Genomic DNA, 23,109 nt, shown 5'->3' on the forward strand with positions numbered 1-23,109 from the left:
ATTTACAAGGTAGGTATCATGTCCTTTCTCGTTTCGCTTGACACATGCAAGACGCTTGGCAACCGCTTGGCCGGGAAACAAATGGTCGGGGCTCCGAAGTTCGGACCGGTGAAGCCGACAATTTCCGGCGCCGGCGAGAGCGACGGAACCCTTTCGCTTGACGCTGCCAAGGTGCTCGGCACCCGCCTGAGTGGCGCCAGCATGGTCGGTATAAGCAAACCCGGTGGCATAGCGATCTCCGGCGCGGTCACACTCGACGTCAGCAAGACCCTCGGCGCGCGTGTCGCCAACCCGCAGATGGTTGGCTCATCCAAGCCCACCGTTGAGACGACTGAGGACTGATCTCAGGGTTGCCCGCACAGGCGGCCAGTCGACATCAGGAGGCGGCGGATGACAATCCGGCGCCTTTTTTCTGCCCCGCGCGGCAAATCTCGCCACGCTTGATCAACGATCATGAAACCGCGCCCCTCCCGCCTGGTCGGGGTCGCGGTCACGCTTTTCCGTTTCAGGATCAACCGATGTCCGCTTCCCTCTTCCTGCCTGGAAAAAACGCCGCCATTCGCCACCTTTGCGCGCTGCACGGGAGGTTTCGGGAAAGCCTGTCGCATCTTTTCGAGCGGTGCCATGGACATGTCGACGTCGACCGCTCGCGCGCAGACATGCTGCTCGCCCGGCTCGATCAGTCGGAACGCATTCCGCCCGCCCTCTTCGGCACCTATTTCGATGCAATCGATGCTGTCGCCGCACAGGATCTCGCAGGATTGCAGCACGCGATTGACGATCTGCTGACGTACGACCTGGCGACGGCACCCCCGGCGCTGCAACTGCGTCCGCTGAACCGCGACGCCTTCAGCCTGGAAGGCGAGGCGGCGTTGCGCCGGCAATTCGTCTCCGAATCGCTCCATGACCGACAGCTTTCGCATCTGGTTGGAGGCGATTGCGACGCGGCGCTCGGCAAATTGCACGAGAGCCTTGCGCTCCTGCGCGAACACGCGCCCAAAACCTACGGCGAAATGGAAACCCTCGTTTCGGAGATCGTTCCGGCACATGGGTCCATTCACAACGGACTGGAGTTCGACGGCGCCAGTAGCCTGAAACGCTGGGGAACGGTGCTGATCAACATGAACCGCGGCCGCGGCAAGATCGCGCTTGCCGAAACGCTGGTGCATGAAGCCGCGCACGGCACGCTTTTCGCCATGTCGCCGGTGGAGTTCTATGTCCTCAACGGGGCGGAGAAACGCTATGCATCGCCATTGCGCATCGACCCGCGACCGCTTGACGGCATCTATCACGCCACTTTCGTTCTGGCGCGCATGCATTTCGCCATGCGCGAGCTGATAGACGCTCCGAACCTTTCCGCCGATGACAGGGCGGAAGCTCGCGAGCTTGCCGGGCAAAGCCGCATCGGTTTCTCGGACGGATACGAGGTGCTGGCGGCCCATGCGGACTACACGCCCACGGGACGACAGATCATGGAAGAAACCCATGCCTACATGCAGGCGCTGGAACCGGCACAGGCCGCTGCGCCGATCAGGCCATGATAACAATGAAAAGAAGGTCGTAGAGAATGGTCGGGGCAGCAAGATTCGAACTTGCGACCCTCTGCTCCCAAAGCAGATGCGCTACCAGGCTGCGCTATACCCCGTCCGGTCTGCCGTGTATCGGTGTTCGGACCGATCCGTCAAGGCGGAAATGAAGACCGCGCCTCAAAGTCGCGAACCATCGGATGCACTGCGTCGTCATCCAGCGGAATCCCCTTCAACAGGACGGCGGGCGCAGACACCCGGGCGCGGGAGGATCACGAACAGGGCGCAGCCCTACACGGCCTGACGCTTGTGCCGCTTCGACAGATACATCGCTTCCTCGGCCTCGTGCGGCAGCGCCTCAAGCGTTTGGTGGGCCTGCGTCGCGCAGGCGATGCCGAAAGAGGTCACTGGCTTGATTGTGCTCACCGCCTTTTGGCCCGGAGCGGACCAGGACAACGGCCTTGAAATACGCGCGGCGATCCGTTGCGCGATCATGGTCGCCGCCTCCGCGTTCGCATTGCGCAAGCCAACCATGAACTCATCCCCGCCGAGGCGTGCGGCGATATCGCCGTGCCGGATGGTTCTGTGCAACACGCGCGCCGCAGACTGGATAAGCGTATCGCCGGCCTGATGGCCGAAGGTGTCGTTGACCCACTTGAAGTTGTCGAGATCGATGTAGATGAAGGCCGCTTCCGGTATCCGTGCAGACACATCCGCAAGCAGGCGTTCCGCCTGATGGCGAAAGGCAACCGGATTGAGCAAACCGGTCATCGGGTCCGTCTCGTTCAACCGCTTGAGCCGCGCCGCCTCATGGCGGAGGTCCTGCTGCTGCGCCAGACTGTCCTCCAGTCTGCGGGTGCTGCGCTTTGCGTCCTCTGACGCCGTAAGGAACTTTCCGATCAAAGACTTCGATTGATCCAGTTGCAGGATCACCAAAGGCCGCTTCAGCCCGACGATCTCCGAAAGTCGCCCACCGGAAAACGTCATCCTCTCGCCGTCGGTCCCTTCAAGGCCGATGAACACCGGGGTCGAAGACTTGAATGCGCGCGACATCCGCGCGCGCGAGCGACCGGGCCCCTCGGCGAAAAGCGTCAGGAACTCCCCGCGCTCAACCACACCGTATCGACGCTGCGCCGCGCGATTTGAAAGCCAGAGCTGGCCGTCTTCATCAACGACGAAGGTGGCCTTCGGCATGTTTTCGATCGCAATCGCCAACCCGCGCAGCAGAAGCTGCGCGTCAGGGGTAGAACTCGTAACCATTCGCGTGTTCCCGAGGCGACAGGTGGACACGCACCCGACACCGGGATGGTCGGTCGCGATAGCTTCCACAATCTCGACATGAGCGTAGCCATTGGCTGTCGCAACAATGCGGCCGAAGACATTGGTGGTCATCATGCACAAGGACGGTCGCCCCTTGACCTGTTCGGCAAAGGGACACCGGCTGTTGACCAGAACGATCTCGTCCCCGTCAATGGATTCAACCCGGCCCCCCACCGATACGGGCCTTCATGTCGGTCAGGATGGCCCCGATCATCTCGGGACCTGGAGGTTGGCCACGCATTCCCCCGACATACTGGGATGCCAGGTCGTCGCCGATCTTGCCGCCAACCACACCCACAAAGGACGACGCGTCCTCGATCCCGACAACCTCTTCAAGAGTGCCGGCGAGCGTGCCGATCATTCCCTGAAAAAAATTACGTCATCCAGCTCGATATTGAAATCAGGATCACTGTCCAAAGTCACTTCAGACATTCAGCCGACTCTCTCGAACCAAGCTCAGAAATCATCGCCCCAGAACTTCAGTTGAATTGCAAATTAAACATGCGCGCCGGGCGCGAAATTACACCGCCTACATGAATATAATCTTGTCGTTGCAGTCGTCAACAGAAACGCAAAGCATCATGAAAGGCTTTATCACTTTGCCATGCCGGAACTCCCGCAAGGTCAGTCGGAAGCGGGCGTGGCGGCGATCTGGTCGCTCTGCACGACGTCCCCGGGCACGATTCCAAGCCGTGCCGCTGTCCCGCCCGGCACCTCGAGGACAAAGCGCACGACAGCCCGAGAGGGAACAAGGGCTTCGGAGAGCGGGGTGGTCTCGCGTGCTATATGGGCCACCCGGCCCGATGCCTCGATGAAGATCATGTCGAGCGGGATGAGAGTGTTCTTCATCCAGAAGGCGACTTCACGCTCCTGGCGAAAGTCGAACAGCATGCCAGCGTCGTCGGCCAGTGTTTCGCGATACATCAGTCCACGGGCCCGCGCCTGCGGCGTCTCGGCGATCTCCACCTCGAACCTGTGACGGCCTGAGGCCGAAATCACGAACAACGGCTCGCGGCGAAGCTCCAGCGACGCCCCGACCTGCATGCCATCCGCGCGCACGCCACCATGAAACGCCAAAACACAGAAAAGCATCGCGATGAGTGCGGCAAACGGAGGTGTCGCCGGCGCGCGACGCGGGTCGGCGGGCGACGACATCAGTGCGACGACGGAATATGCACGCCCTCACCGTCCGGACGGATCTCTGCGGCCATGCGCCCCTTGGGCCCCTGGCCGAACCGCACCATGACCGTCTGACCGGGTCGCAACTCGGTGATCCCGAAGCGGCGCAGGGTTTCCATGTGAACGAAGATGTCCTCCGTCCCCTCGCCCTGGGTCAGAAAGCCGAAGCCCTTCACACGATTGAACCACTTGACGGTTGCCCGCTCGTATCCGCCTTCGGGAACGACCTGGACATGGGTGCGCGACGGCGGCAGTTGCGAGGGATGAACCGCAGTGCTCTCATCCATCGACAGGATTCGAAAGGCCTGAAGACCGCGTGAGCCGGGTGTGACCTCGCAGACGATGCGGGCGCCCTCGTAGGCCGTCCGGTAGCCGTCCCGCCGCAGGCACGTCACATGCAACAAAACATCCGCCGCGCCATTGTCGGGAACGATGAAGCCGTATCCCTTGGCCACGTCGAACCACTTTATTGCTCCGGCGAGAACATGCAGGTCGGTTCCTGGGTCTTCCCCGGTCCCGTCCGGCACCGCCATGGCGTGTTTCGATCCCAAGTCCTTCATAGTCCACGCCCCTGATACGCCGTAAGCTGGATACGCCTTCGCAGGAACCGCAACACCAATGATTCCGCATGGTGAGGATAACATCCTGCAAGGACAGGACCACATATAATTCCGAAAAAGTGCCAGTGGTCCAGCGTGTCGAGTGTGAAACGCTTTTTATCGATTCGCAAAGCCCGGACTTTGGGTCTGTCTGTGCGAAAGGCGGGCGAGTGCGTGAAAACAACCCCGCCGGAGCGATCCGCCATTGATCTGGGCGTGCAACTCCATAGTGTTTCGACAACACCGCCAACGGACCGGCCCGCGCACACGGCCTGGTCCCGACGGCATCGCCAAACCCGGAAACGCCATCACAAAAGAGGTGATCATGCGCTATCTGCATACAATGGTCCGCATCCGCGACATCGACGAATCCCTGGACTTCTATTGCAAGACCTTCGGCCTTGAGGAAGTACGCCGCCACGAAAGCGAAGCGGGCCGCTTCACGCTGATCTTCCTGGCGGCGCCCGCCGACGTCGAGGCCTTCAAGAAGGGGTCCGCGCCCGCATTGGAGCTGACCTACAACTGGGATCCGGAAGAGTATGACGGCGGGCGCAACTTCGGCCATCTCGCCTATGAGGTCGACGACATCTACGCGACCTGCGAAAAGCTCCAGGCCGCCGGCGTGACCATCAACCGTCCGCCGCGCGACGGACGCATGGCCTTCGTTCGCTCGCCCGACAATGTCTCCATCGAACTGCTGCAAAAGGGCGAGGCGCAGGCGCCGAAGGAGCCCTGGGCGTCGATGGGCAACACCGGCAGCTGGTAAGGCCGCCGCCTCACGGCCGGGCCTCGGGCTCCGGCCGCGACGTGCATGGCGGCGGCACCGCACCGCCGCCACGCGCGGTTTTTCGCGGCTGCGAAGACGGCTGTGGATTACAGTGCATCTACCCCCTTGCCTGACAAAAAATTTCTGCCTATAACCCGCCCACATCGACGGACCGGGCGCCCATCGTCTAGCGGTCTAGGACGCCGCCCTTTCACGGCGGAAACACGGGTTCGAGTCCCGTTGGGCGTACCACTTTGTTTATCTTGACGGCGTCATCCTTTTTTGGACGCCGATGTTCCGAAGATCCGACCGCCCCACGCCCCGGCATGCCGATCGATACCGCTACACCGCGTATTTCGCGATCATCGCTTCCAGGTATTCGGCCGCTTCCTTGCCCTTCAGCGCATCGTGCCAGAGCCCCCTGGCGATCTCCTCATGCAGCGCCATGGCTTCCTGCGCCGCGGTGATCAGGGCAACACCAAGACGGATGTTGGGCTGCTCGCCGAGACGAAACGGACTGATCGCCACCAGCGAGCGCCCGTCCTGACGGAAAATCTGGAAGCTCGTTGCCGGCACCGGTTCGCGCACGATGCCGATCTGGATGCCGATCGGCTCCTCCCGCAGCATTTCCAGAATGGATTCCGCCTCCCGGCGGGCCTGCACACGCCGGGCCCGAACCACATCGGAGGGCAGATCGTGGCGGCCGATCAACCCGTGCAAAAGAAACCGCTCCAGATCCGCTGAGGCGATCAGGCTGACGATCAGGGGACGGCGCTGGTGAAAGGATTTCTTGCGGGCCCGCAGGATCTCGAGCAGGGAGGCCACCAGATCGGCGGCGGCATCCGCCGTCATGCTGCTTTCCGGAACCGATTCCAGCAGCACCTCGCGCAGCATGTCGTCATAGGCATCCGAGGTCAGCAGGTAGGACACCGGGCTGAACAGCCCGATGATCTGCTCGCAGTTGCGTTCCAGCTGTCGCATGCGCTCGAAAAACGCCACCGCGCTGCTGACATACTCGACCCCGACCCCCATCAGGCTCGCGAGCGAGACGCCCAGCTCCGAGGCAATGCTGGTCAGTGTCTCGATCTTGCGAATTTCCCCCTTTTCCGCCCGGTAGAGAGCGGCGCGGGACATGCCAAGCTTTTCGGCAAGCGTTTCCGGCGACAGGCCCTTGCCCAGACGATGGGCTCTCAATCTCGCGCCAATATCGGAGAAGCTGATTGTTTCCTCGGCCGGCACGCATCTTTCCTTCCACTCAAAAATTTATCGTCTCGACGAGGCGGGCTTGTCAACGCAACCGACACTCGAATTGAAATAACGTACAAATTATTAGATTAAAAGAGCCGTCGTCTCATTTTTGAGATTTCTCGTTGACAGTAAAATTTTCCGCTCGTACGCTCTCGTCTTTCCGGATGTAAAACTCCAAAGAGGGCAACAATGAAAACGTCCATTCGCAACTTATCTGCCTCATGTCTGCTTGTCGCGGCCACCGTATCCGGTGCGTCAAATGCTTTCGCGGCCGAGTTTACCGCGAAGATCGGCCACCTCGAATCTGCCCAGCAATCGCGCCATGTCCACCTTGAGAAGGTGGCCGAGCTTGTCGCGGAGCGCACCGACGGAGCTGTCGAGTTCCAGATCTTTCCGCAGGGCCAACTTGGCTCGCAGCGCGAAATGACCGAAGGCGTTCAGCTCGGCTCGCTCGAAGGCACCGTTGCGCCGGCAGCGTTCCTGGGTGGCTTCAATCCGGTGGTATCCATTCTCGACATCCCCTTCCTGCTGCCCAACAGCGACGAAGCGGCGCAAAAGATCCGCGGCGGCGATTTCGGCGAAGCGCTTTGCAGCTCCTTCGACGAGCGCGGCGTGACCTGTATCGGCCTGTGGCCGAACGGCCGGAAGAACTTCACGTCGTCGAAGCCGCTTGCCAGCATCGATGACTTCGCGGGCCAGAAGTTCCGCGTGATGGATTCCAACATTCTCATCGAGCAGTTCAATTCGCTCGGCGCCTCGGCCATCGCACTGCCGTTCGGCGAGCTCTACACGGCACTTCAGACCGGTGTCGTCGACGGCGAGGAAAACCCGCTCGACACCATCCAGCGCATGAAGTTCCACGAAGTGCAGGATCATCTCGTGCTGTCCAACCACGGCGCCATGGAAGACGTCATCCTGTTCAATCCCGCCTGGTGGGCAAGCCTGCCGCAGGAGCACAAGGACACGATCGTCGCCGCGTTCCAGGAAGTCATCCCGGAGTTGATCGCGCACAAGAGTGCGGCCGTCGACGCGGCGCTTGAGGAAATCAAGAAGTCCGACATCCAGGTTCGCGAAATGAGCGACGAGGAGAAGGCTGCGTTCCGCAAAGTGATGTATCCGGCCGGCCGCGCTGCCTATCTGGAGCGCGCAGGTGACGCCGGCGACGAGCTGATCGCCGTCTACGAAAAGGAATATGAGGCCGCCACGGCCGAATGAATTCCGACCCGGTGCCGTCAAACGGCATCGGGTTTTCTATTGCCGGGCCTTTGTCGGGCCCGGCGTCAGGTCCCTTTTGCAAGGACAGTCCCTTGAAGATCTTGACCGCCATAAGAACGGCAGAGCGTGTCGCTGCTGTCTCCATCTTTCTGTCGATGGTTGTGCTTTACTTCTCCAACGTGCTTGCACGGCAGGTCGGAGGCACCTTCGCGTCAGACTTCGCCTGGGTGGAAGAAGCGGTTCGGCTGATGAGCCTCTTCCTGGTCTTTTTCACGGTTGGTCTCGCGCTGGAAAAAGGGCGCCATGCCGGCGTCCACACCTGGCGCGACCGTATCGCCCGGGCCACCGGCCTGCCCTTGCGCAAGGTGATCGACGCGGTCGGCTTCGTCTTCTGCGTCTATCTCGTCTATCTCAGCTACCAGATGACCGCCTTCGTCTACGGGATGGGACAGAAAAGCCCGACCCTGAACGTCCCCGTCTTCTGGATGTATCTCGCGCCGACCACCGGCTTCGCCCTCATGGCGCTGCGCTACGCTCTCAGCTTTTTCGACCGCATCGATCGTTTCGCCGGACAGGCGTCGGAGGAACTATGATCCTTATCGCACTCGTCATCTTCGTCGCGGTCCTGTTGCTCGTTCTCGGGTTCGAGATGTTTCTGGTGCTGGGCGTCCCGGCATTGATGATCAAGGAATTCTTCTACGGCAGCCTTCCCGACCCCGTCCTCGCCCAGAAAATCCTCGGCGGCATCAACCACACCACCCTGCTGGCGATCCCCTTCTTCATCCTGGCGGCGGAGCTGATGGGCGCGGGCCAGATCGCAAGCCGGCTGACCGGGCTGGTCAAGACGCTGATCGGCCATCTGCGCGGCGGCATGGGCTACACCACCATCGGCGGCTCCATGGCCTTCGGGTCTGTGTCCGGCTCCGCGCCGGCGACCGTCGCCGCCATGGCGCGCATGGTCTATCCGGAGTTGCGCAAGGCCGGCTTCAGCGACCGGTTCTCGCTCGGCCTCATCGTCTCGAGCGCGGAAACGGCCTTGCTGATTCCCCCCTCCATCACTTTCATCATCTATGGCTGGATGACCGGCACGTCTGTCGCCAAGCTGTTCGTCGGCGGCCTTGCTGTCGGTCTTGTACTGGGCATCGCCTTTTCCGTGATGGCGGCCATCGAGGCCCGTCGCAGCGGCGTCGAGCGCGCCCCGCGCACCAGCTGGCGCGAGCGCCTCGTCGCGATCCGACAGTCCGGCTGGGCGCTCGGCATGCCGTTCATCATCCTGGGCGGCATCTACAGCGGCTATTTCACGCCCACCGAAGCCGCCGCCGTCAGCGTCATCTACGCCATCCTCGTCGAGGGACTGGTCTTTCGCGAACTGACATGGCGCAAGCTGTTCGATGTGACGGAACGGGCCGCGATCTCGACCGCGATCATCTTCATCCTGCTGGCGATGGGCAGCCTGCTGTCCTATTTCATCACCTTGGCGCAGGTGCCCACGGCCATCACAGACTTCCTGGAGGCGATCAACGCCGGACCGGTGATGTTCCTCCTGATCGTCAACGTCTGCTTCCTGATCGCCGGGATGTTCATCGATCCGAACTCGGCGCTGCTGATCCTGGTCCCGCCCCTCTTCCCGGTGGCCATGGCGCTTGGCATCGACCCCGTCCACTTCGGCATGGTGGTCACGCTGAACATCTCCATCGGCATGATCACGCCCCCGTTCGGCCTCGATATCTTCGTGGCCTCCTCGACTTTGTCGAAGCCGGTCGTGACCATCATTTCGGGACTGTGGCCCTTCATCATCGCCAATCTGATCGTTCTGGCGATCATCACCTATGTGCCGGACATTTCCACGTTCCTGCCCCGGCTCGTGTTCGGATGAGTGCTATGCTGAAAACACCCCACGCCACCGCCGGCCGGGACGCGCCAAGCGCGTTCGACCTCGACCTCCGGGTCAAGAGCAACACCGCGGTCAACGGCGAATACCGGATGATGGTGCTCGATGCGCCGACACATCTGCTGAACCGCTGCCAGGCCGGCCAGTTCTTCAACATCCTGTGCCCGCAGGCCGGTGGCGAGAGCCCCTATCTGCGCCGGCCGATGAGCATCTACGGTTTCTATCCGGAGAAGAACGAGCTGCATTTCCTCTACAAGGTCGGCGGCGCGGGAACCCGCGCGCTGGCAACCCTTGGAGACGACGACAGGCTGACCGTCTTCGGCCCGCTCGGCACACCCTTCACCATCGATGAGGACTGGATGGATCTCGTTCTCGTTGCCCGCGGCGTGGGTCTTGCCACGCTTGCGCCTCTGGCGCTGGAAGCCAAACGTCTCGGCCGCCGGCTGACGGCGATCTGCAGCGCGCGCCATCCCGACTACCTGATGTCCATCGATCTGTTCGAGGGACTGGGTGCCAAGGTCATCGCCCTGACCGACGCGGACGGCTCGTCAACGCCGGAAAACCTCGAGATCGTTCTGGAAAAGCTGATCGCCGAGGGCCGCGCGGATGCCTTCTACACCTGCGGGTCGAACCGCATCCTGCGCCTCTTGCAAAAGCTCGGCGAGATCCACGGCATTCCCGGCCAGGTCGCACTGGAGCAGCAGATGGCCTGCGGTATCGGCATGTGCCAGTGCTGCGTTCGCAAGTTCAACCGTGACGACAAGGTCGTCAATCTGAGGGTCTGCCGGGAAGGCCCCGTCTTCGATATGGCAGAGGCCATTGCATGGTAGATCTCACAGTCGATATTGCCGGGCTGAAGCTCAAGAACCCGATCATGCCGGCCTCCGGGACCTTCTCGGAAGAGCTGGCGGAGGTCTTCGACCTAGAACTGCTCGGTGCGCATGTCACCAAGACGATCACGCGGGACTGGCGGGACGGCAATCCGACACCGCGCGTGTGCGAGGTCAACGGCTCGATGCTGAATTCCATCGGCATTCCGAGCAAGGGCGTATCTGCATTCCTGGAAAAGGTCGTGCCCTTCTTCAAGCGCTATGAAACGCCGCTTGTCGTCAGCATCTCGGGCAACACGGCCGACGAGTTCGCGACCCTGTGCGAGGAGGTCAGCGTTGCCGGTGTCGACGCCATCGAGGTCAACATCTCCTGCCCGAACATCGAGGAAGACGGCAAGGCCTTCGCCATCCGCCCCTCCTCGACCTTCGAGATCATGCAGCGCCTGCGCGCGGCAAGCCCGCTGCCGCTGTGGGCGAAGCTCACGCCGAACACCGGCGAGGTCGCAGAAGTGGCGCGGGCCGCCGAAGACGGCGGCGCGGACGCGCTCGTCGTCTCCAACACCATCCTTTCGATGGCCATCGACATCCACTCCCGCCAGCCCAGGCTCGGCAATCTGATGGGCGGCCTGTCGGGCCCGGCGCTGAAACCGATCGCGCTGCGTATGGCCTATCAATGCGCGCGTGCCGCCAACATTCCGGTGATCGGCTGCGGCGGCATCTCCACCGCCGAGGACGTGATCGAATATCTGATCGCGGGCGCCACCGCCGTTCAGGTCGGCACGGCGACCTTCATCCATCCGACCGCAATGCTCACCATCCTTGGCGATCTCGAAGCCTGGCTTGCCGCGCAAGACATCGCCTCCGTGTCCGAGTTGATCGGCTCGGTGATCGACGGTGAACAGGATATCCGCACCTCAGCTATCGCGGTGGCACAATGACCCTTGCAAACAAGACCCCGGCCGCAGCCTCGCAAGAGGACGACGACGCGCTCGCCACGCGTCTCTTTCGCGAGATCGCGGAGATGACCCCGGACGTTCAGGGCGTCAGCCGCCCGGCGTTTTCCAACGTCGAGACCAAGACGCTCTCTTATCTGGAGGACTTCGCCCGCTCGCAAGGGCTCGAGGTCTGGTACGACGACGGCTGCAACGCCAATTTCTGCCTGCCGCAGGACCGCGATGCGGAAAGCTTCATCGTCATCGGCTCGCATGTCGACAGCGTGCCCTTCGGCGGCAACTACGACGGTCTCGCCGGCGTGATCGCGGGGCTGATGTGCCTGGTGCGGGCGCGCCGCGGCGAAAAAACCTTCCGCCGGCCCGTCCATGTTCTCGCCATGCGCGGCGAGGAAAGCGCCTGGTTCGGCCCCTGCTACATCGGCTCGAAAGTGCTGACCGGACAGCTGACGGAAACCGAGGCCAACGCGCGCCACAAGGGCGACGGGCGCACGCTCGCCGAGCACATGGCCGAGATCGGCCTTCCGACAGACCGTATCGCCAACCGCGAACCGCTGATCGACTGCAGCCGGGTCGAGGCCTATCTGGAACTCCATATCGAGCAGGGCCCGCTGCTGATCGGCAAGAACATTCCCGCCGCCGTGGTTTCCGGAATACGCGGCAACTTCCGCCACCGCGCGATCAACTGCATCGGCGAGGCGGGGCACTCGGGCGCCGTGCCCAAGGCCTATCGCCGCGATCCGGTGCTGGCCTTCGCCGACCTCATGGTGCGGCTCGACGAAAGCTGGACGACGATCCTGAACAAGGGCGCCGACCTTGTGCTCACCAGCGGCATGGTGTCCACCGACCGGGAAACCAACGCGCTGTCGCGCATTCCCGACCGCCTCACCTTCAGCCTCGACATCCGCAGCCAGAGCCCCGAGACGCTGGACGAGATGCGCAGTCTCATCGCCACCGAGATGAAGCAGATCGAAAAAGACCGGAAGGTCCGCTTCGAGCTCGACGAGGGCATGTATTCCGCCCCCGCGATCTGCGATCCTGAGGTCGTTGACGGGTTGCGAAGCGCCATGGATCGCGCCGGCCTGGAGCCCTTCGTGATGCCCAGTGGCGGCGGGCACGATGCGGCGGTGTTTTCCGCCGCCGGCGTTCCGGCAGGAATGGTCTTCGTGCGCAACCGCAACGGCTCGCATAATCCGGATGAAGCGATGGACGTTTCGGACTTCCTGCGGGCATGCGATATCTTCTCCGCCTATCTCGAGGAGCAAGCATGACCACACTTACGATTCGCCGGCCCGACGACTGGCACCTGCATCTGCGCGACGGCGACGTGCTGGAAGGTGTCCTCCCCCACACCTCCCGCGATTTCGCCCGGGCGATCATCATGCCCAATCTCGTGCCGCCGGTGGTCACCACTGCCCAGGCGGCATCCTATCGCGACCGCATTCTCAAGGTGCTGCCCAAGGGCGACGACTTCACGCCGCTGATGACGCTTTATCTGACCGAGACCACCGATCCGTCGGATGTGGAGGCAGGCTATCGCGACGGGCTGATCTCGGCGGTGAAACTCTACCCCGCCGGCGCGACGACGAATTCCGAAAGCGGCGTGCGCGATCTCGCCAAGGTCTACCCGGTGCTGGAGAAGATGGCCGAGATCGGTCTGCCGCTCTGCGTCCATGGCGAAGTGACGGACCCGGAGATCGACATCTTCGACCGGGAAGCCGTGTTCCTTGAGACGATTCTCGCGCCCTTGCGCGAAAGGCTGCCGGAGCTGCGCGTCGTGCTGGAGCATGTGACGACGGAAAACGGCATCGACTACGTCAAGGCGCAGGAAAAAAACGTCGGCGCGACGATCACCACCCATCACCTGATGATCAACCGCAACGCCATTCTCGCCGGCGGCATCAGGCCGCATTACTACTGCCTGCCGGTCGCCAAGCGCGAGAAGCATCGGTTGGCGCTCAGGGCCGCCGCGACATCGGGAGATCCCCGTTTCTTCCTGGGAACCGATTCCGCGCCCCATCTCGACCCGCTGAAGCTCTCCGCCTGCGGCTGCGCCGGGATCTTCACGTCCATCAACACGATGGCCTGTCTGGCCGAGGTCTTCGAACAGGAAAACGCTCTGGACAAACTGGAGGCCTTCGCCTCGCTCAACGGGCCGTCCTTCTACGGCCTGCCCGTGAATGAGGCCACCATCACCCTCACCCGCCAGGACGAACCGGTCACCTTCCCCGACAAGATCGCGGTCGGCGAGGACGAGGTGACGGTGTTCGACCCGATGATCCCGATCCACTGGAATGTGGGTAGCTAGACCGGTCCAGATTCAGTAAAGCACCTAGCGTAGAATCCGCTCGCAGCACAGGACCCAGCCCATGTTCCACAACACCTTCCCCGAAAAGGCCCTCGTTTCCGAGTTGGTCGCCAAAATGCTGCTCGAGATCGAAGCCGTCCATTTCCGGGCCGATCAGCCGTTTACCTTTACCTCCGGCCTTGCGAGCCCGGTCTATATCGATTGCCGCAAGCTGATTTCCTTTCCGCGGATTCGCTCGGCCGTCATGGATTTTGCGGCCGGCACGATCCTGCGGGACGCGGGCTTCGAACAGTTCGATTCCGTCGCCGGCGGGGAAACGGCCGGAATTCCCTTCGCCGCCTGGCTGTCGGAACGCCTCGGCCTGCCGATGCAATATGTGCGCAAGAAGCCCAAGGGCTTCGGCCGGGATGCCCAGATCGAGGGCTATCTCAAGGAAGGCTCGCGCGTCCTTCTCGTCGAAGACCTGATCACCGACGGCGGCAGCAAGGTCAAGTTCGCCGAAGCCATCGAGAAGGCCGGATCGAAAGCAACGGATACGTTTTCGGTGTTCTACTACGACGTCTTCCCAGGCACGCCCGAACGCCTGGAGGCGGCCGGCATGCGCCTGCACTATCTCGCGACGTGGTGGGACATTCTCGACGTCTGCAAGAAGCAGAAGCATCTTTCGCCTGACGTTCTCAGGGAAGTGGAGAACTTCCTGCACAATCCGCTGGAGTGGTCGGCCAACCACGGCGGCATTGCCGAACTGTCCAGTTAATAGGATCGGAGTTGGAAATGTTTGAAAGTCTCGTCGAGATCGTTGTCGATGGTGGGCACGGGGTGCGCTCCTACAATTCCTGCGCCAAGGCCGCGCGGGCACGGATCTCCAGCGAACCGGACAATGCAGCCGCCCTCACCCTGATCATGTTCGCCGCACAGGGCGTGGTGGAAGCCTACGACGATCAGCCGCTGCCGATCGACGCCGCCGACGCTCTTCTCGACAACTTCAAGGGAATGGTCACCACGCTCGACAAGGCCTATGCGGACGGTTCGAGCGACGCGAAACTCGCCGCATTGAATGCGGTTTCGATCCAACTCGTGGAAGTTGCAAAAAACTGACCCCATGACGGGCTTGCCGGGTCTGTACATCCCGGCGGCGGGCCCGATATCCGGGTCGGCCACCTGGACCGTCGAACGAACCCGCCCGGCGGTTTCTCCGGAACTCTGAAGTATCGCCCGGCTTATGCGCAGGATCAGAGATTGCGCGGCCCGCCGACAGGCCGGCCGCGCAACACCTCTCGCCCGCTTCCATTCCCCGCACACCTGCACGATCCGGGCTCGCCACTGCATCGGCATGGACTGGTTCCTTCCAGAATTGCATACGTTTGCAATTTCGAAAGCGTGGGTTTGCGTTTTGCGAAGGACGCCCGATCGAACGCGGGGTCATTTGCAAAACGCAAATGCGACGCACATCAATCCGGGAAATTTAGGAAAATAATACAAAATATCGTCACTTACCTAAAGTGGCATGCTTCTTGGATACAGTATAAGCATCCTGGCAAGCACCGCTTCGGAGGGTCAGCCCGAAGCCCGCAAGCCGGTCACAAAACCGCGATGCCCCATCGACCAAAATCGCGGAAACAAAAACTCCCAGGCGCCCGCCGCGGCACATGTCATCGTTTCCACCCCAGATGACTTCCCCGGCGGGCGTTTTCTCTCTTTACCCCCGAGCTCCCCGTTTGCGCGAAACCGGCCAGGTCAGGTCCGGTGGTTTTGGGCTCAAGACACGAAAAAGCTCGCGACCCGAAGGCCGCGAGCCAGATCTGTCAAAGCAGACGTCTCAGAAGCGAAGCTTCATGCGGGCGTAGCCGCCAAGATCGGTCGTGTTCTCGCTGAACCCCGCCTGTCCGAGCAGCGAGACCGAGAACCGCTCGCTGATGTCCATGTCGAAGCCTGCCGCAAAATCGGCACGCACACGGTCGGAGCTCGCAACGCTGGACAGCGACCCGAAGGAGGCATCGCCGCCCGCAAGAACCGCCGTGGTCGACACGCTCGGGTCGGTGAGCTGGGCCGTCAGCCCGCCGCGCAGGAACACGACGGTCGGACGGTCCTGGAGGTCGAAGGCATGGCCGATCTCGAGAACGGGCGCTGCCGCGACCGAGGTCTTCGAGACGCCACGCACATTCCAGTTCAGCGGACCGGAACCGTTTTCCTGAAACGCATCCTGCCAGAAGCGCGTGACCGAGAGCGCCATCGCGGGCTTGGCATAGAAGCCGTGGCGTTCAAACACCGCCGACACACGCCCTTCCGCCGTCAGGAACCGGCCCTTGACGTTGGCCGAAGCACTGTGACCCGTGCCACCAATCGCATAGCGCCGGTTCTGGTCGAGGTCGTAGACACCACCGCCCACCGTGGTGGAGAAGGTGAACATCCCCACCTCGTGCTTAAGCGCGACACCGGCGCTGAAGCGGCTGCCGGACTGCGAATAGGTGCTGCTCTTCACATCGATGTATTCGATCTGACCGCCGATCTCGACGAAGGTGCTGTCGAAGACCTCCTTCTGGAATGCACCGGCCACGCCGGTCGTCACTTCGCGGAAGGAATCCGTGTTTGCGGTCGCGCTTTGGTGATGACGATTGCCGATGGCCTGGACCCACACGCAATCGCGCTGACGGAAGAACGCATCGCCCATGCCGGGATCGAGCGTCGGACAGCTCTGCAACAGCCCGTGCAGTGCCTGGGACGCGGCGACCGCCTTCATCGCGCCGTTCAGGCTTTCTTCCGGTGACAGGGAATTGAAGTGGCGTTCCGTTTCGGCCGTGTTTCCGGAATTGAGGAGTGTCGAGCCGAATTGCTGAACCCCGCCCGACGTGTTGTCCGTCATCCCCGCGGACTTGATCTGGCTCATCGCGTTTTCGAAGTACTCTGCCGTATTCGCGGCATTGCGCCCGAAGCCCTTTGCCCCGCCCTTGTAGTCGACGGCATAGTCGAGAAATACCTCATCGTTGCTCCCGCTGCCGCGCAGCGTATAGGCAATCACGCCATTGCCGCGCACCGTGGCATCGGACCAGTCGACCGTCTCGCCATTGGCCGAGGCCATGAACTTCAGGCTGCCGGTGTCGCCGGATGTCAGGCTGCTATTCTTCGACCACTGGGTTTGGACCCTGCCGCCCATTTTGATGGCATCGTCGTTGCCGTTGACATCCACGATGATGAGATCGTTCGTGACCGTGCCATCCGTCGCATGATCGGCATCGACAATGATCAGGTCGGTATTTTTGAAATGGCCCGTCGTGATCGTTGAGGTGTGGACCTTTCCCCATTTGCCGGCGGTCAGAACGGCATTGTTCTCGAACAGGCTGTCGGCATGGCTTCCAAGACTGAAGGTCGTGCCCAGTTCGGTCACGCCGGACTCGATGTTGTAGAAGGCCTGCTTGTTGTCATCATGCAGGTCGAGCGAGCCGGTGAACGTCCCGCTGTCGTTGACGACGTTGAGCGAGGCTTTCTCGTCATTGCGCACCACGACCGAATCCAGATCCGCGCTGCGCAGCGTTCCCTGGTTGGTAATGTTGTTGGCGACAAAAAGGGCACCTGAGGAAGTCTTGACCGTACGCCCGCCCATGACGGCAATCGTCGCGAAGGCATCTTTCGATGTCGTCTCGACAAGACCGCCCTGGTTGATCTGGACCTCGACCACGCCCTCGCTGTGGTTTTTCCCGTCCACGTCATGTTCGAAAAAGGTGGAGGCCTGCGCCAGGATCGCGCGCCCCTTCGCGCCTTCCGCACGCACCGTGCCGTTGACCGTGACGCCAACGCCCTTGGAATAGCTCTCGCCGCCGCCGGAGACGCTCTGCGCATAGACGCCGACCGCGCCGTCTCCGTTGACGTCGACCAGACCGTCGACTTTGACATCGACGCGTCCGCCGAGACCGTCTCGACCCTCGCTGCCGATGGATCCGCTACTGTCTCCAGCCTCCAGCTCGCCCTCGGCACCGCCGCCGCCGCCAATCGAATAGGCAAAGATCCCGTGTGCGGCCTCGCCGTCCGTAATGATGGCGCCGTCGGACCCCACCGTGACAGTTACGTCACCGCCGTCGCCCCCCTCGCCGCCATCCGCATCACCGAAGACCTGTGCGCCGAGCGTTTCCCAGAGATTGTCGATCTCGTGCACGATGGTGGTCTCGATATCGCCGGCCGCACCGCCTCCGCCACCCTGCGACTGGGCGAGAATACCCATGGCGCCGTCACCGTCGGTCGAGATCGTGCCGTTGTTCGTGACCGTGACCGTGCCGCCATGACCGCCGCCGCCTGAGCTCCCGGCGACCGACAGCGACGTGATCAGACCTTGCGATCCGTCGCCGCCCGTGCCGCCGCCGCCGCCGACCGACTGGGCATAGATCGCGGTCGCGGACTTGCCGGTCGTGGTGAGATCACCGTCATTGGTCACCGTCACGGCACCGCCGTCGCTGGCCTCGCCCGCACCGCCGCCGACATCGACCGAAAAACTCTCGTAGAGGCTCTTGGGAAATTCCTTGAACTGCTCGTAGATCTCTTTTGCGGTGTTCAGCTTCTCGTAGACCTCGTAGACGTCGGCAAGCCAGCCTTCCAGGCCCGGTTCGCCGTTGCCGCCTGTGCCGCCAGACCCGCCGACGGACTGGGCGAAGATCGCGTAGGAGGCCGTGCCCGTCGTCTTGATGGTCGTCTGCTTGTGATTGGTGACATCGACCGTATCGCCATGGCCGCCGCCGCCACCGCTGCCACCCATGGTGAAGGACAGGCTGACGCCCTTGCCTTCCGCACCCTCGCCCTCGTCGTTTTTCGGCGCAACCGTGTAGCCGACCGAATAGGCGCCCGCATTGCCGCCGTCGCCGCCACCGCCGCCGACCGACTGGGCGTAGACGCCGTAGGAGGTATTCTGCGCCGTGTAGATGTCGCCACTGTTGTCGATTGTGACCTTGCCGGCGTGGTTGCCGGAGCCGCCGCCGCCGCCCACCTGGGCGTTGGCGTTGACCTTGAGGTAGTCTTCCTTCTCGCGCTTGAAGTCGCCAAGGAAGGCAATGCCCGACCCGCCGTCGCCGCCGTCGCCGCCGACCGACTGGGCGAAGATGCCATGCGCGTTGCCGCCGTTCGTGATCAGGGTATTCGCGTTGGAAACGCTGACGTCTCCGCCGATTGCGCCCGATCCGCCGTTGCCGCCGACCTGAACATTGGATTCAAAGGCATTTCCCGTGCTGACGTCGAGCGTTCCGGCGTAGCTCGCCCCACCCGAGCCGCCGTTGCCACCGACCGACTGCACGAAAATGGCATCGGCGTAGTGCCCGTTCGTGATGATGTCGCCCTTGTTGTTGATTGTAACGGCCCCGGCCTTGCTTCCGCCTCCGCCGCTGCCGCCGACGGTTACGGCAACCGTCGCGCCACCATCCATCGAGGCGTTGAACGTGCCCGCATAGACAGCCCCGCCCATGCCTCCATCGCCGCCGACCGATTGTGCCGCAAGACCAAAGGCACTGTAGCCCGATGTCATGATGGCGCCGGAGTTATCGATTTCGACCGCATCCGCGATCCCACCATCGCCGCCATCGCCACCGACACCGACATTGATGGAGCCCGAGATCTCACCGGCCGTCGCCGACCCCATCGCCAGCATTCCGGCATTGCCGCCCGACCCGCCGACGCTCTGCGCCACGACAGCAGCGGAATAGTCGCCCTTGGTCGTGAGCTTGCCCTTATTGTCGACATTGACCGTGCCGCCGGTGCCGCCGGCACCGCCGTTGCCGCCAACGCCGATGTTGACGTCGACGATGCTGACCGCGCCCGAGGCCGTCACCGCGCCGTTGCCACCGCCGCCACCGACGGACTGGGCGAAGAGCGCGACCGACCCGTCGCCATCGGTCTGAACCTCGGCGTCATTGTCGATCTGGACATTGCCGGCATCGCCGCCTTCTCCGCCATCGCCGCCATGCGTGTAATTCATGCTGATGCCGAGATCGGCATTGACCGTCGTGTTGGCGACGCCGCCGCCGCCGGCGACGCTTTGCGCCAGAATGCCGGTCGCCGAGGATCCCTTGGTCCAGATCTTGGCCTTGCTGGTGACCTTCACGTCCCCGCTGACGCCGCCATCGCCACCAGACTGGCCCAGCGTCACGGCACCGGCGGAAAGCGTCACATCGGCATCGATCGTCGAGCCCGCCTTGCCGCCGCCGCCGCCCACCGACTGGGCGAGAATGCCGAGCGCCATGTGACCGCCGGTCGTGATCGCACCGTTGGAGACGACCGTCACCTTGCCGCCGTCTCCGCCGGCACCGCCCTTGGCGCCCTGATTTCCGATATACTGGCTCAGATTGATCCCGCCGACGTTTGAATCGAACACATTGCTCGAGTGACCGCCGCCGCCGCCCACCGACTGCGCGAAGATGCCGTCGGAATCATGCCCTGTCGTCGTGATGGCCGCATTGCTGGTGAAGTCGACGGTCCCGCCGTCGCCACCCTTGTCGCCATCAGCGCCCATGTCGTGATTGAACTGGATCGCGGCCCCGGCCTGCACGCTGTTGCCGGCAGACCCGCCACCGCCGCCGAGCGACTGGACGAAAGCACCGGCCGAATTGTGCCCGTCCGTTTCGATTGTTCCGCCAATGGTGCCGGAAACCGTGCCGCCGTGATGCTGAATATCGCTAGACAGCGCGCCCGCTTGCGGGTTGAACACGAGGCCGATGTTGATCTCGACCGTGTTGCCGCCGACGCCACCGCCGCCACCAACGGACTGCGCGAAGAAGCCGCGCGAATGATCGCCCGATGTCTTGATGACATCCTTGTCGGATCCCGTGAAGGTCACGTCGCCACCCGAACCGCCACCGCCACCGCTCGTTCCGACCAGCGGCGTGAGAAGCGCGATCGCCTCGAAGGAACTCGCGCCCTTGCCGCCGCCGCCGCCGAGCGACTGGAGCATGATGCCGTCGGCATGGTCGCCTTCTGTGGTGACCGAAACGCCCTTGCCCTTGCTCGTGAAGGTGACCGTGTCGCCATTGCCGCCGCCGCCGCCGTCCTGGCCGTAGGCGAAGGCACCGCTCGGCGAATAGGCATCGCCACCGCCCGCGCCGATGCTTTCCACCAGGATGCCGACCGAAGCGTCGCCCTTGGTGGTTGCCGTCACACCGTCAACCGTCAGCTCGGCCGTTCCGGCCTTGCCGCCGAGGCCGGCCTTGCCGCCCACGGCATAAAACCCGTCGGCGGCCCCCGAGCTGCCGCCGCCGCCACCGATCGACTGGATCTTGATCGCCGCCGAATTGAGGCCTTCGGTCGCGAACGTGCTGTCCACGAGGCTGACGTTGACCGTTCCGCCGACACCGCCGGCGCCGGCTTCCGCCGCAAGCGCCGACAGGCCGGAGGTCTTGCCCGCCTTGCCGCCGCCGCCGCCAACAGACTGGGCGTGAAGCGCGCTGGCGTGATCCCCGGTCGTTGTGACGCTCGACGAGGTCACGGTGGCGTTCACCTTGCCGCCGGCGCCGCCGCTTCCGCCCTTGCTGCCATAGGAAAAGACACCGGAGACATTGCCACCGTTGCCGCCCATGCCGCCGACGCTCTGCAGGAGAACGCCGTCCGCACCCTCGGCGGAGGTATTCACGGTGGACCCGGTCAGGGTCAGGTCGACAGTCCCCGCCTCGCCCGGCTCACCGGGATTTCCCGAGTGGTTCTTGATGCCGCCGTGATCGCCGCCGCTGTCGCCGGCATGGCCGCCGGCACTCTTGAGATAGACCGCAGGCCCGGACCCGGCGCCCTTGGTGGTCACATCGACCTTGAGGTCGGCCGAAACATTGCCGCCGTTGCCGGCATCGCCGCCGTCGCCGGCATAGTCGTGACCGCCCTTGCCGTCACCGCCGTCGCCGCCACTGCCGCCGATGCTGGTGATGTAGATCCCCACCGGACCGGTGGTGACGATGGTGCTGAGCGCGGAACTCGCCGAGACATTTACAGTGCCGCCATTTCCGCCGTCGCCGCCATTGCCGCCATAAGCGCTGTCGGCGTCCCAGCCGTCGACTTCGCCATAGCCGGCGCCTCCCCCCTTGCCGCCCTGAGAGGACACATGAATGCCGACGCCACCGAGTGCCGTTCCATCGACATTGTAATTGAAGTAATGGCCGTCCTTCAGGCTGAGCGTTGCCGTGCCACCATTGCCGCCGGTGCCGCCGACGCCGCCCTCCGCATCCTTGAGCCCGCCCTTGGATTCCGCCCAGCCGCCATTGCCGCCTGCGCCGCCGGTGGTCATCAGCTGGATGCCGCGCACCTCTTCCTGGGCCTCGGGCGATGTCGCATAGGTCCCCTCAGCGTCGATCGCCGACGGCGTCTTGCCTCCAGATGCGGATTGCGCGATGAAGGACACGGCTCCGCCGGCGCCGCCATCGCCGCCGCGCCCGCCGGTCGCATGCTTGTCGGTGTGCTTGGCCTCGTGACCGTAGCTGCCCTTCCAGCCGGTCGTCTCGATCACGACGCCGCTGGTGCCCGTGATGCCGAAGCCGTTGTCGAGACTGACCGTGGCATTGATGCCCGCGCCGGCGTCCCCGTCGACTCCCGACTGGCCGTTTCGGTTCGAACCCGACCAGTCATCGGGTGCGTCCGTCGTGCCGCCCGGGTCCCGGAGATAGATCGCGGGACCGTTCTCCTTGTCCGCATCAGAACTATCGTAGGCGCTGAGATCGTTGGTGATGTCCTTGAGCGTCAGTGTGTGCACGCCGTTCTGGTCGTGGACGATAGGGCCGCTCATCTGCCCGCTGCAGGTCTCGACCTTGTTCTCGCTGCTGCATCCGGCCTCCGCCGGCGTCAGCGCCGTTGCGGACAGGAGCGCCACCGCGAGCGGCAATGCCAGGGTGCGGGACGAAACGCGATCCTGTCGCGAAGGAACGGACAGGGAAGAGACGGGGTACACCATTGACGTGAAACCTGTTTTCTGGCGGGCGAGCCTTGGAAAGGCCGCAAGACAATCAGGAAGCGGTCCGAAACGCGGGCGATTCCAGCCGGCGCAACGTGCCCCCCGGGAAAACCGCGGAGACCGGCGAACACCGCAAACAGCTGTCGCCCCGGTCGCCCGCCGCATTGCGAGTCGGTTCCAAAGATCTACCAAAACCATTAAACAAGTAATAATCGCAGAGTCTTAGCGGTCGAATGCATCGCCGAATCTTGAAGCTGCGAGAAATCAAAACGACAAGACATTCCCGCGCCGCACGCAACGTAAGATGCCTAAAAATCAGACCGAAAACGCAAGTATTGAAAAGCGGGTAAATATTCGTGAAGACGAACAGGCGCA

The 23,109-nt window shown here is 63.0% G+C and carries 18 protein-coding genes and 2 tRNA genes; 13 read left to right on the forward strand and 7 right to left on the reverse strand.

Features of this window, described 5'->3' with window-relative positions; all coding sequences use genetic code 11:
- Positions 1-18: 18 nt before the first annotated feature.
- Together BLU32_RS09700 and BLU32_RS09705 are read left to right on the forward strand one after the other, a co-directional pair.
- A complete protein-coding gene (locus tag BLU32_RS09700) occupies positions 19-342 on the forward strand; it encodes a hypothetical protein (RefSeq protein ID WP_093806531.1) in 324 nt (107 codons plus the stop codon).
- Positions 343-518: 176 nt separating this feature from the next.
- A complete protein-coding gene (locus BLU32_RS09705) occupies positions 519-1,541 on the forward strand; it encodes an HEXXH motif-containing putative peptide modification protein (protein WP_157727606.1) in 1,023 nt (340 codons plus the stop codon).
- A 27-nt stretch (positions 1,542-1,568) separates the two neighbouring features.
- On the opposite strand, the gene BLU32_RS09710 is transcribed toward BLU32_RS09705, so the two are convergent.
- From BLU32_RS09710 to BLU32_RS09730, 5 genes are all read right to left on the reverse strand, one after another.
- Positions 1,569-1,645, reverse strand: a tRNA-Pro gene (locus BLU32_RS09710).
- Between the two features lie 172 nt (positions 1,646-1,817).
- On the reverse strand, positions 1,818-3,020 hold the full coding sequence (locus BLU32_RS09715; RefSeq protein WP_093806535.1) for a diguanylate cyclase: 1,203 nt from the start codon (positions 3,018-3,020) through the stop codon (positions 1,818-1,820).
- Positions 3,004-3,207 (reverse strand): hypothetical protein, encoded by a 204-nt coding sequence (locus tag BLU32_RS09720; RefSeq protein WP_093806537.1) that lies wholly within the window; start codon positions 3,205-3,207, stop codon positions 3,004-3,006. The genes BLU32_RS09715 and BLU32_RS09720 overlap by 17 nt, the downstream gene beginning before the upstream one ends.
- Positions 3,208-3,470: 263 nt before the next feature.
- A complete protein-coding gene (locus tag BLU32_RS09725) occupies positions 3,471-4,001 on the reverse strand; it encodes a DUF192 domain-containing protein (RefSeq protein ID WP_093806539.1) in 531 nt (176 codons plus the stop codon).
- Complete coding sequence (locus BLU32_RS09730) at positions 4,001-4,558, reverse strand: cold-shock protein (protein ID WP_093806541.1); 558 nt, start codon at positions 4,556-4,558, stop codon at positions 4,001-4,003. The genes BLU32_RS09725 and BLU32_RS09730 overlap by 1 nt, the downstream gene beginning before the upstream one ends.
- 391 nt (positions 4,559-4,949) lie before the next feature.
- Here BLU32_RS09730 and BLU32_RS09735 point away from each other — a divergent pair, with 391 nt between their 5' ends.
- Both BLU32_RS09735 and BLU32_RS09740 read left to right on the forward strand, forming a co-directional pair.
- Entirely contained in the window at positions 4,950-5,390 is a 441-nt protein-coding gene (locus BLU32_RS09735; RefSeq protein WP_093810831.1) for a VOC family protein, read from the forward strand.
- A 176-nt stretch (positions 5,391-5,566) separates the two neighbouring features.
- Positions 5,567-5,642, forward strand: a tRNA-Glu gene (locus BLU32_RS09740).
- 90 nt (positions 5,643-5,732) lie between these two features.
- On the opposite strand, the gene BLU32_RS09745 is transcribed toward BLU32_RS09740, so the two are convergent.
- Positions 5,733-6,629 (reverse strand): helix-turn-helix domain-containing protein, encoded by an 897-nt coding sequence (locus tag BLU32_RS09745; RefSeq protein WP_093806543.1) that lies wholly within the window; start codon positions 6,627-6,629, stop codon positions 5,733-5,735.
- Between the two features lie 198 nt (positions 6,630-6,827).
- Here BLU32_RS09745 and BLU32_RS09750 point away from each other — a divergent pair, with 198 nt between their 5' ends.
- The 9 genes from BLU32_RS09750 to BLU32_RS09790 all read left to right on the forward strand — a co-directional run bounded on the left by BLU32_RS09750 (position 6,828) and on the right by BLU32_RS09790 (position 14,930).
- Positions 6,828-7,853: a TRAP transporter substrate-binding protein gene (locus BLU32_RS09750; protein ID WP_093806545.1), complete on the forward strand. Its 1,026-nt coding sequence runs from the start codon at positions 6,828-6,830 to the stop codon at positions 7,851-7,853.
- Positions 7,854-7,945: 92 nt separating this feature from the next.
- Positions 7,946-8,446, forward strand: coding sequence for a TRAP transporter small permease (locus BLU32_RS09755; protein WP_093810833.1), 501 nt, complete (start codon positions 7,946-7,948; stop codon positions 8,444-8,446).
- Positions 8,443-9,729 carry a TRAP transporter large permease gene (locus tag BLU32_RS09760; RefSeq protein ID WP_093806547.1) on the forward strand — a complete coding sequence of 429 codons (1,287 nt, stop codon included), beginning with the start codon at positions 8,443-8,445 and terminating at the stop codon, positions 9,727-9,729. Before BLU32_RS09755 ends, BLU32_RS09760 begins: the two co-directional genes overlap by 4 nt.
- 5 nt (positions 9,730-9,734) lie before the next feature.
- The gene (locus tag BLU32_RS09765) at positions 9,735-10,574 is read left to right on the forward strand and encodes a dihydroorotate dehydrogenase electron transfer subunit (RefSeq protein ID WP_093810835.1); all 840 of its coding nucleotides are present in this window, start codon (positions 9,735-9,737) and stop codon (positions 10,572-10,574) included.
- Complete coding sequence (locus tag BLU32_RS09770) at positions 10,568-11,512, forward strand: dihydroorotate dehydrogenase (protein ID WP_093806549.1); 945 nt, start codon at positions 10,568-10,570, stop codon at positions 11,510-11,512. Before BLU32_RS09765 ends, BLU32_RS09770 begins: the two co-directional genes overlap by 7 nt.
- Complete coding sequence (locus BLU32_RS09775) at positions 11,509-12,795, forward strand: Zn-dependent hydrolase (RefSeq protein ID WP_093806551.1); 1,287 nt, start codon at positions 11,509-11,511, stop codon at positions 12,793-12,795. Before BLU32_RS09770 ends, BLU32_RS09775 begins: the two co-directional genes overlap by 4 nt.
- Positions 12,792-13,832 carry a dihydroorotase gene (pyrC, locus tag BLU32_RS09780; protein ID WP_093806553.1) on the forward strand — a complete coding sequence of 347 codons (1,041 nt, stop codon included), beginning with the start codon at positions 12,792-12,794 and terminating at the stop codon, positions 13,830-13,832. Before BLU32_RS09775 ends, pyrC begins: the two co-directional genes overlap by 4 nt.
- Before the next feature lie 61 nt (positions 13,833-13,893).
- Positions 13,894-14,589 (forward strand): orotate phosphoribosyltransferase, encoded by a 696-nt coding sequence (locus tag BLU32_RS09785; RefSeq protein ID WP_093806555.1) that lies wholly within the window; start codon positions 13,894-13,896, stop codon positions 14,587-14,589.
- 17 nt (positions 14,590-14,606) lie between these two features.
- Positions 14,607-14,930, forward strand: coding sequence for a hypothetical protein (locus tag BLU32_RS09790; RefSeq protein WP_093806559.1), 324 nt, complete (start codon positions 14,607-14,609; stop codon positions 14,928-14,930).
- A 721-nt stretch (positions 14,931-15,651) separates the two neighbouring features.
- Here BLU32_RS09790 and BLU32_RS09795 read toward each other — a convergent pair.
- Positions 15,652-22,734, reverse strand: a complete 7,083-nt coding sequence (locus tag BLU32_RS09795; protein ID WP_157727608.1) for an autotransporter outer membrane beta-barrel domain-containing protein — start codon at positions 22,732-22,734, stop codon at positions 15,652-15,654.
- Between the last annotated feature and the right edge of the window lie 375 nt (positions 22,735-23,109).

It is taken from the genome of Stappia sp. ES.058 (assembly GCF_900105595.1).
Lineage (GTDB): Bacteria > Pseudomonadota > Alphaproteobacteria > Rhizobiales > Stappiaceae > Stappia.

Coding starts and splice junctions, on each gene's coding strand:
- BLU32_RS09720 (WP_093806537.1), bottom strand. CDS start 3,207: ATGATCGGCACGCTCGCCGGCACTCTTGAAGAGGTTGTCGGGATCGAG.
- BLU32_RS09765 (WP_093810835.1), top strand. CDS start 9,735: ATGCTGAAAACACCCCACGCCACCGCCGGCCGGGACGCGCCAAGCGCG.
- BLU32_RS09735 (WP_093810831.1), top strand. CDS start 4,950: ATGCGCTATCTGCATACAATGGTCCGCATCCGCGACATCGACGAATCC.
- BLU32_RS09775 (WP_093806551.1), top strand. CDS start 11,509: ATGACCCTTGCAAACAAGACCCCGGCCGCAGCCTCGCAAGAGGACGAC.
- BLU32_RS09730 (WP_093806541.1), bottom strand. CDS start 4,558: ATGGCGGTGCCGGACGGGACCGGGGAAGACCCAGGAACCGACCTGCAT.
- BLU32_RS09770 (WP_093806549.1), top strand. CDS start 10,568: ATGGTAGATCTCACAGTCGATATTGCCGGGCTGAAGCTCAAGAACCCG.
- BLU32_RS09725 (WP_093806539.1), bottom strand. CDS start 4,001: ATGTCGTCGCCCGCCGACCCGCGTCGCGCGCCGGCGACACCTCCGTTT.
- BLU32_RS09795 (WP_157727608.1), bottom strand. CDS start 22,734: ATGGTGTACCCCGTCTCTTCCCTGTCCGTTCCTTCGCGACAGGATCGC.
- BLU32_RS09785 (WP_093806555.1), top strand. CDS start 13,894: ATGTTCCACAACACCTTCCCCGAAAAGGCCCTCGTTTCCGAGTTGGTC.
- BLU32_RS09790 (WP_093806559.1), top strand. CDS start 14,607: ATGTTTGAAAGTCTCGTCGAGATCGTTGTCGATGGTGGGCACGGGGTG.
- pyrC (WP_093806553.1), top strand. CDS start 12,792: ATGACCACACTTACGATTCGCCGGCCCGACGACTGGCACCTGCATCTG.
- BLU32_RS09700 (WP_093806531.1), top strand. CDS start 19: ATGTCCTTTCTCGTTTCGCTTGACACATGCAAGACGCTTGGCAACCGC.
- BLU32_RS09705 (WP_157727606.1), top strand. CDS start 519: ATGTCCGCTTCCCTCTTCCTGCCTGGAAAAAACGCCGCCATTCGCCAC.
- BLU32_RS09760 (WP_093806547.1), top strand. CDS start 8,443: ATGATCCTTATCGCACTCGTCATCTTCGTCGCGGTCCTGTTGCTCGTT.
- BLU32_RS09750 (WP_093806545.1), top strand. CDS start 6,828: ATGAAAACGTCCATTCGCAACTTATCTGCCTCATGTCTGCTTGTCGCG.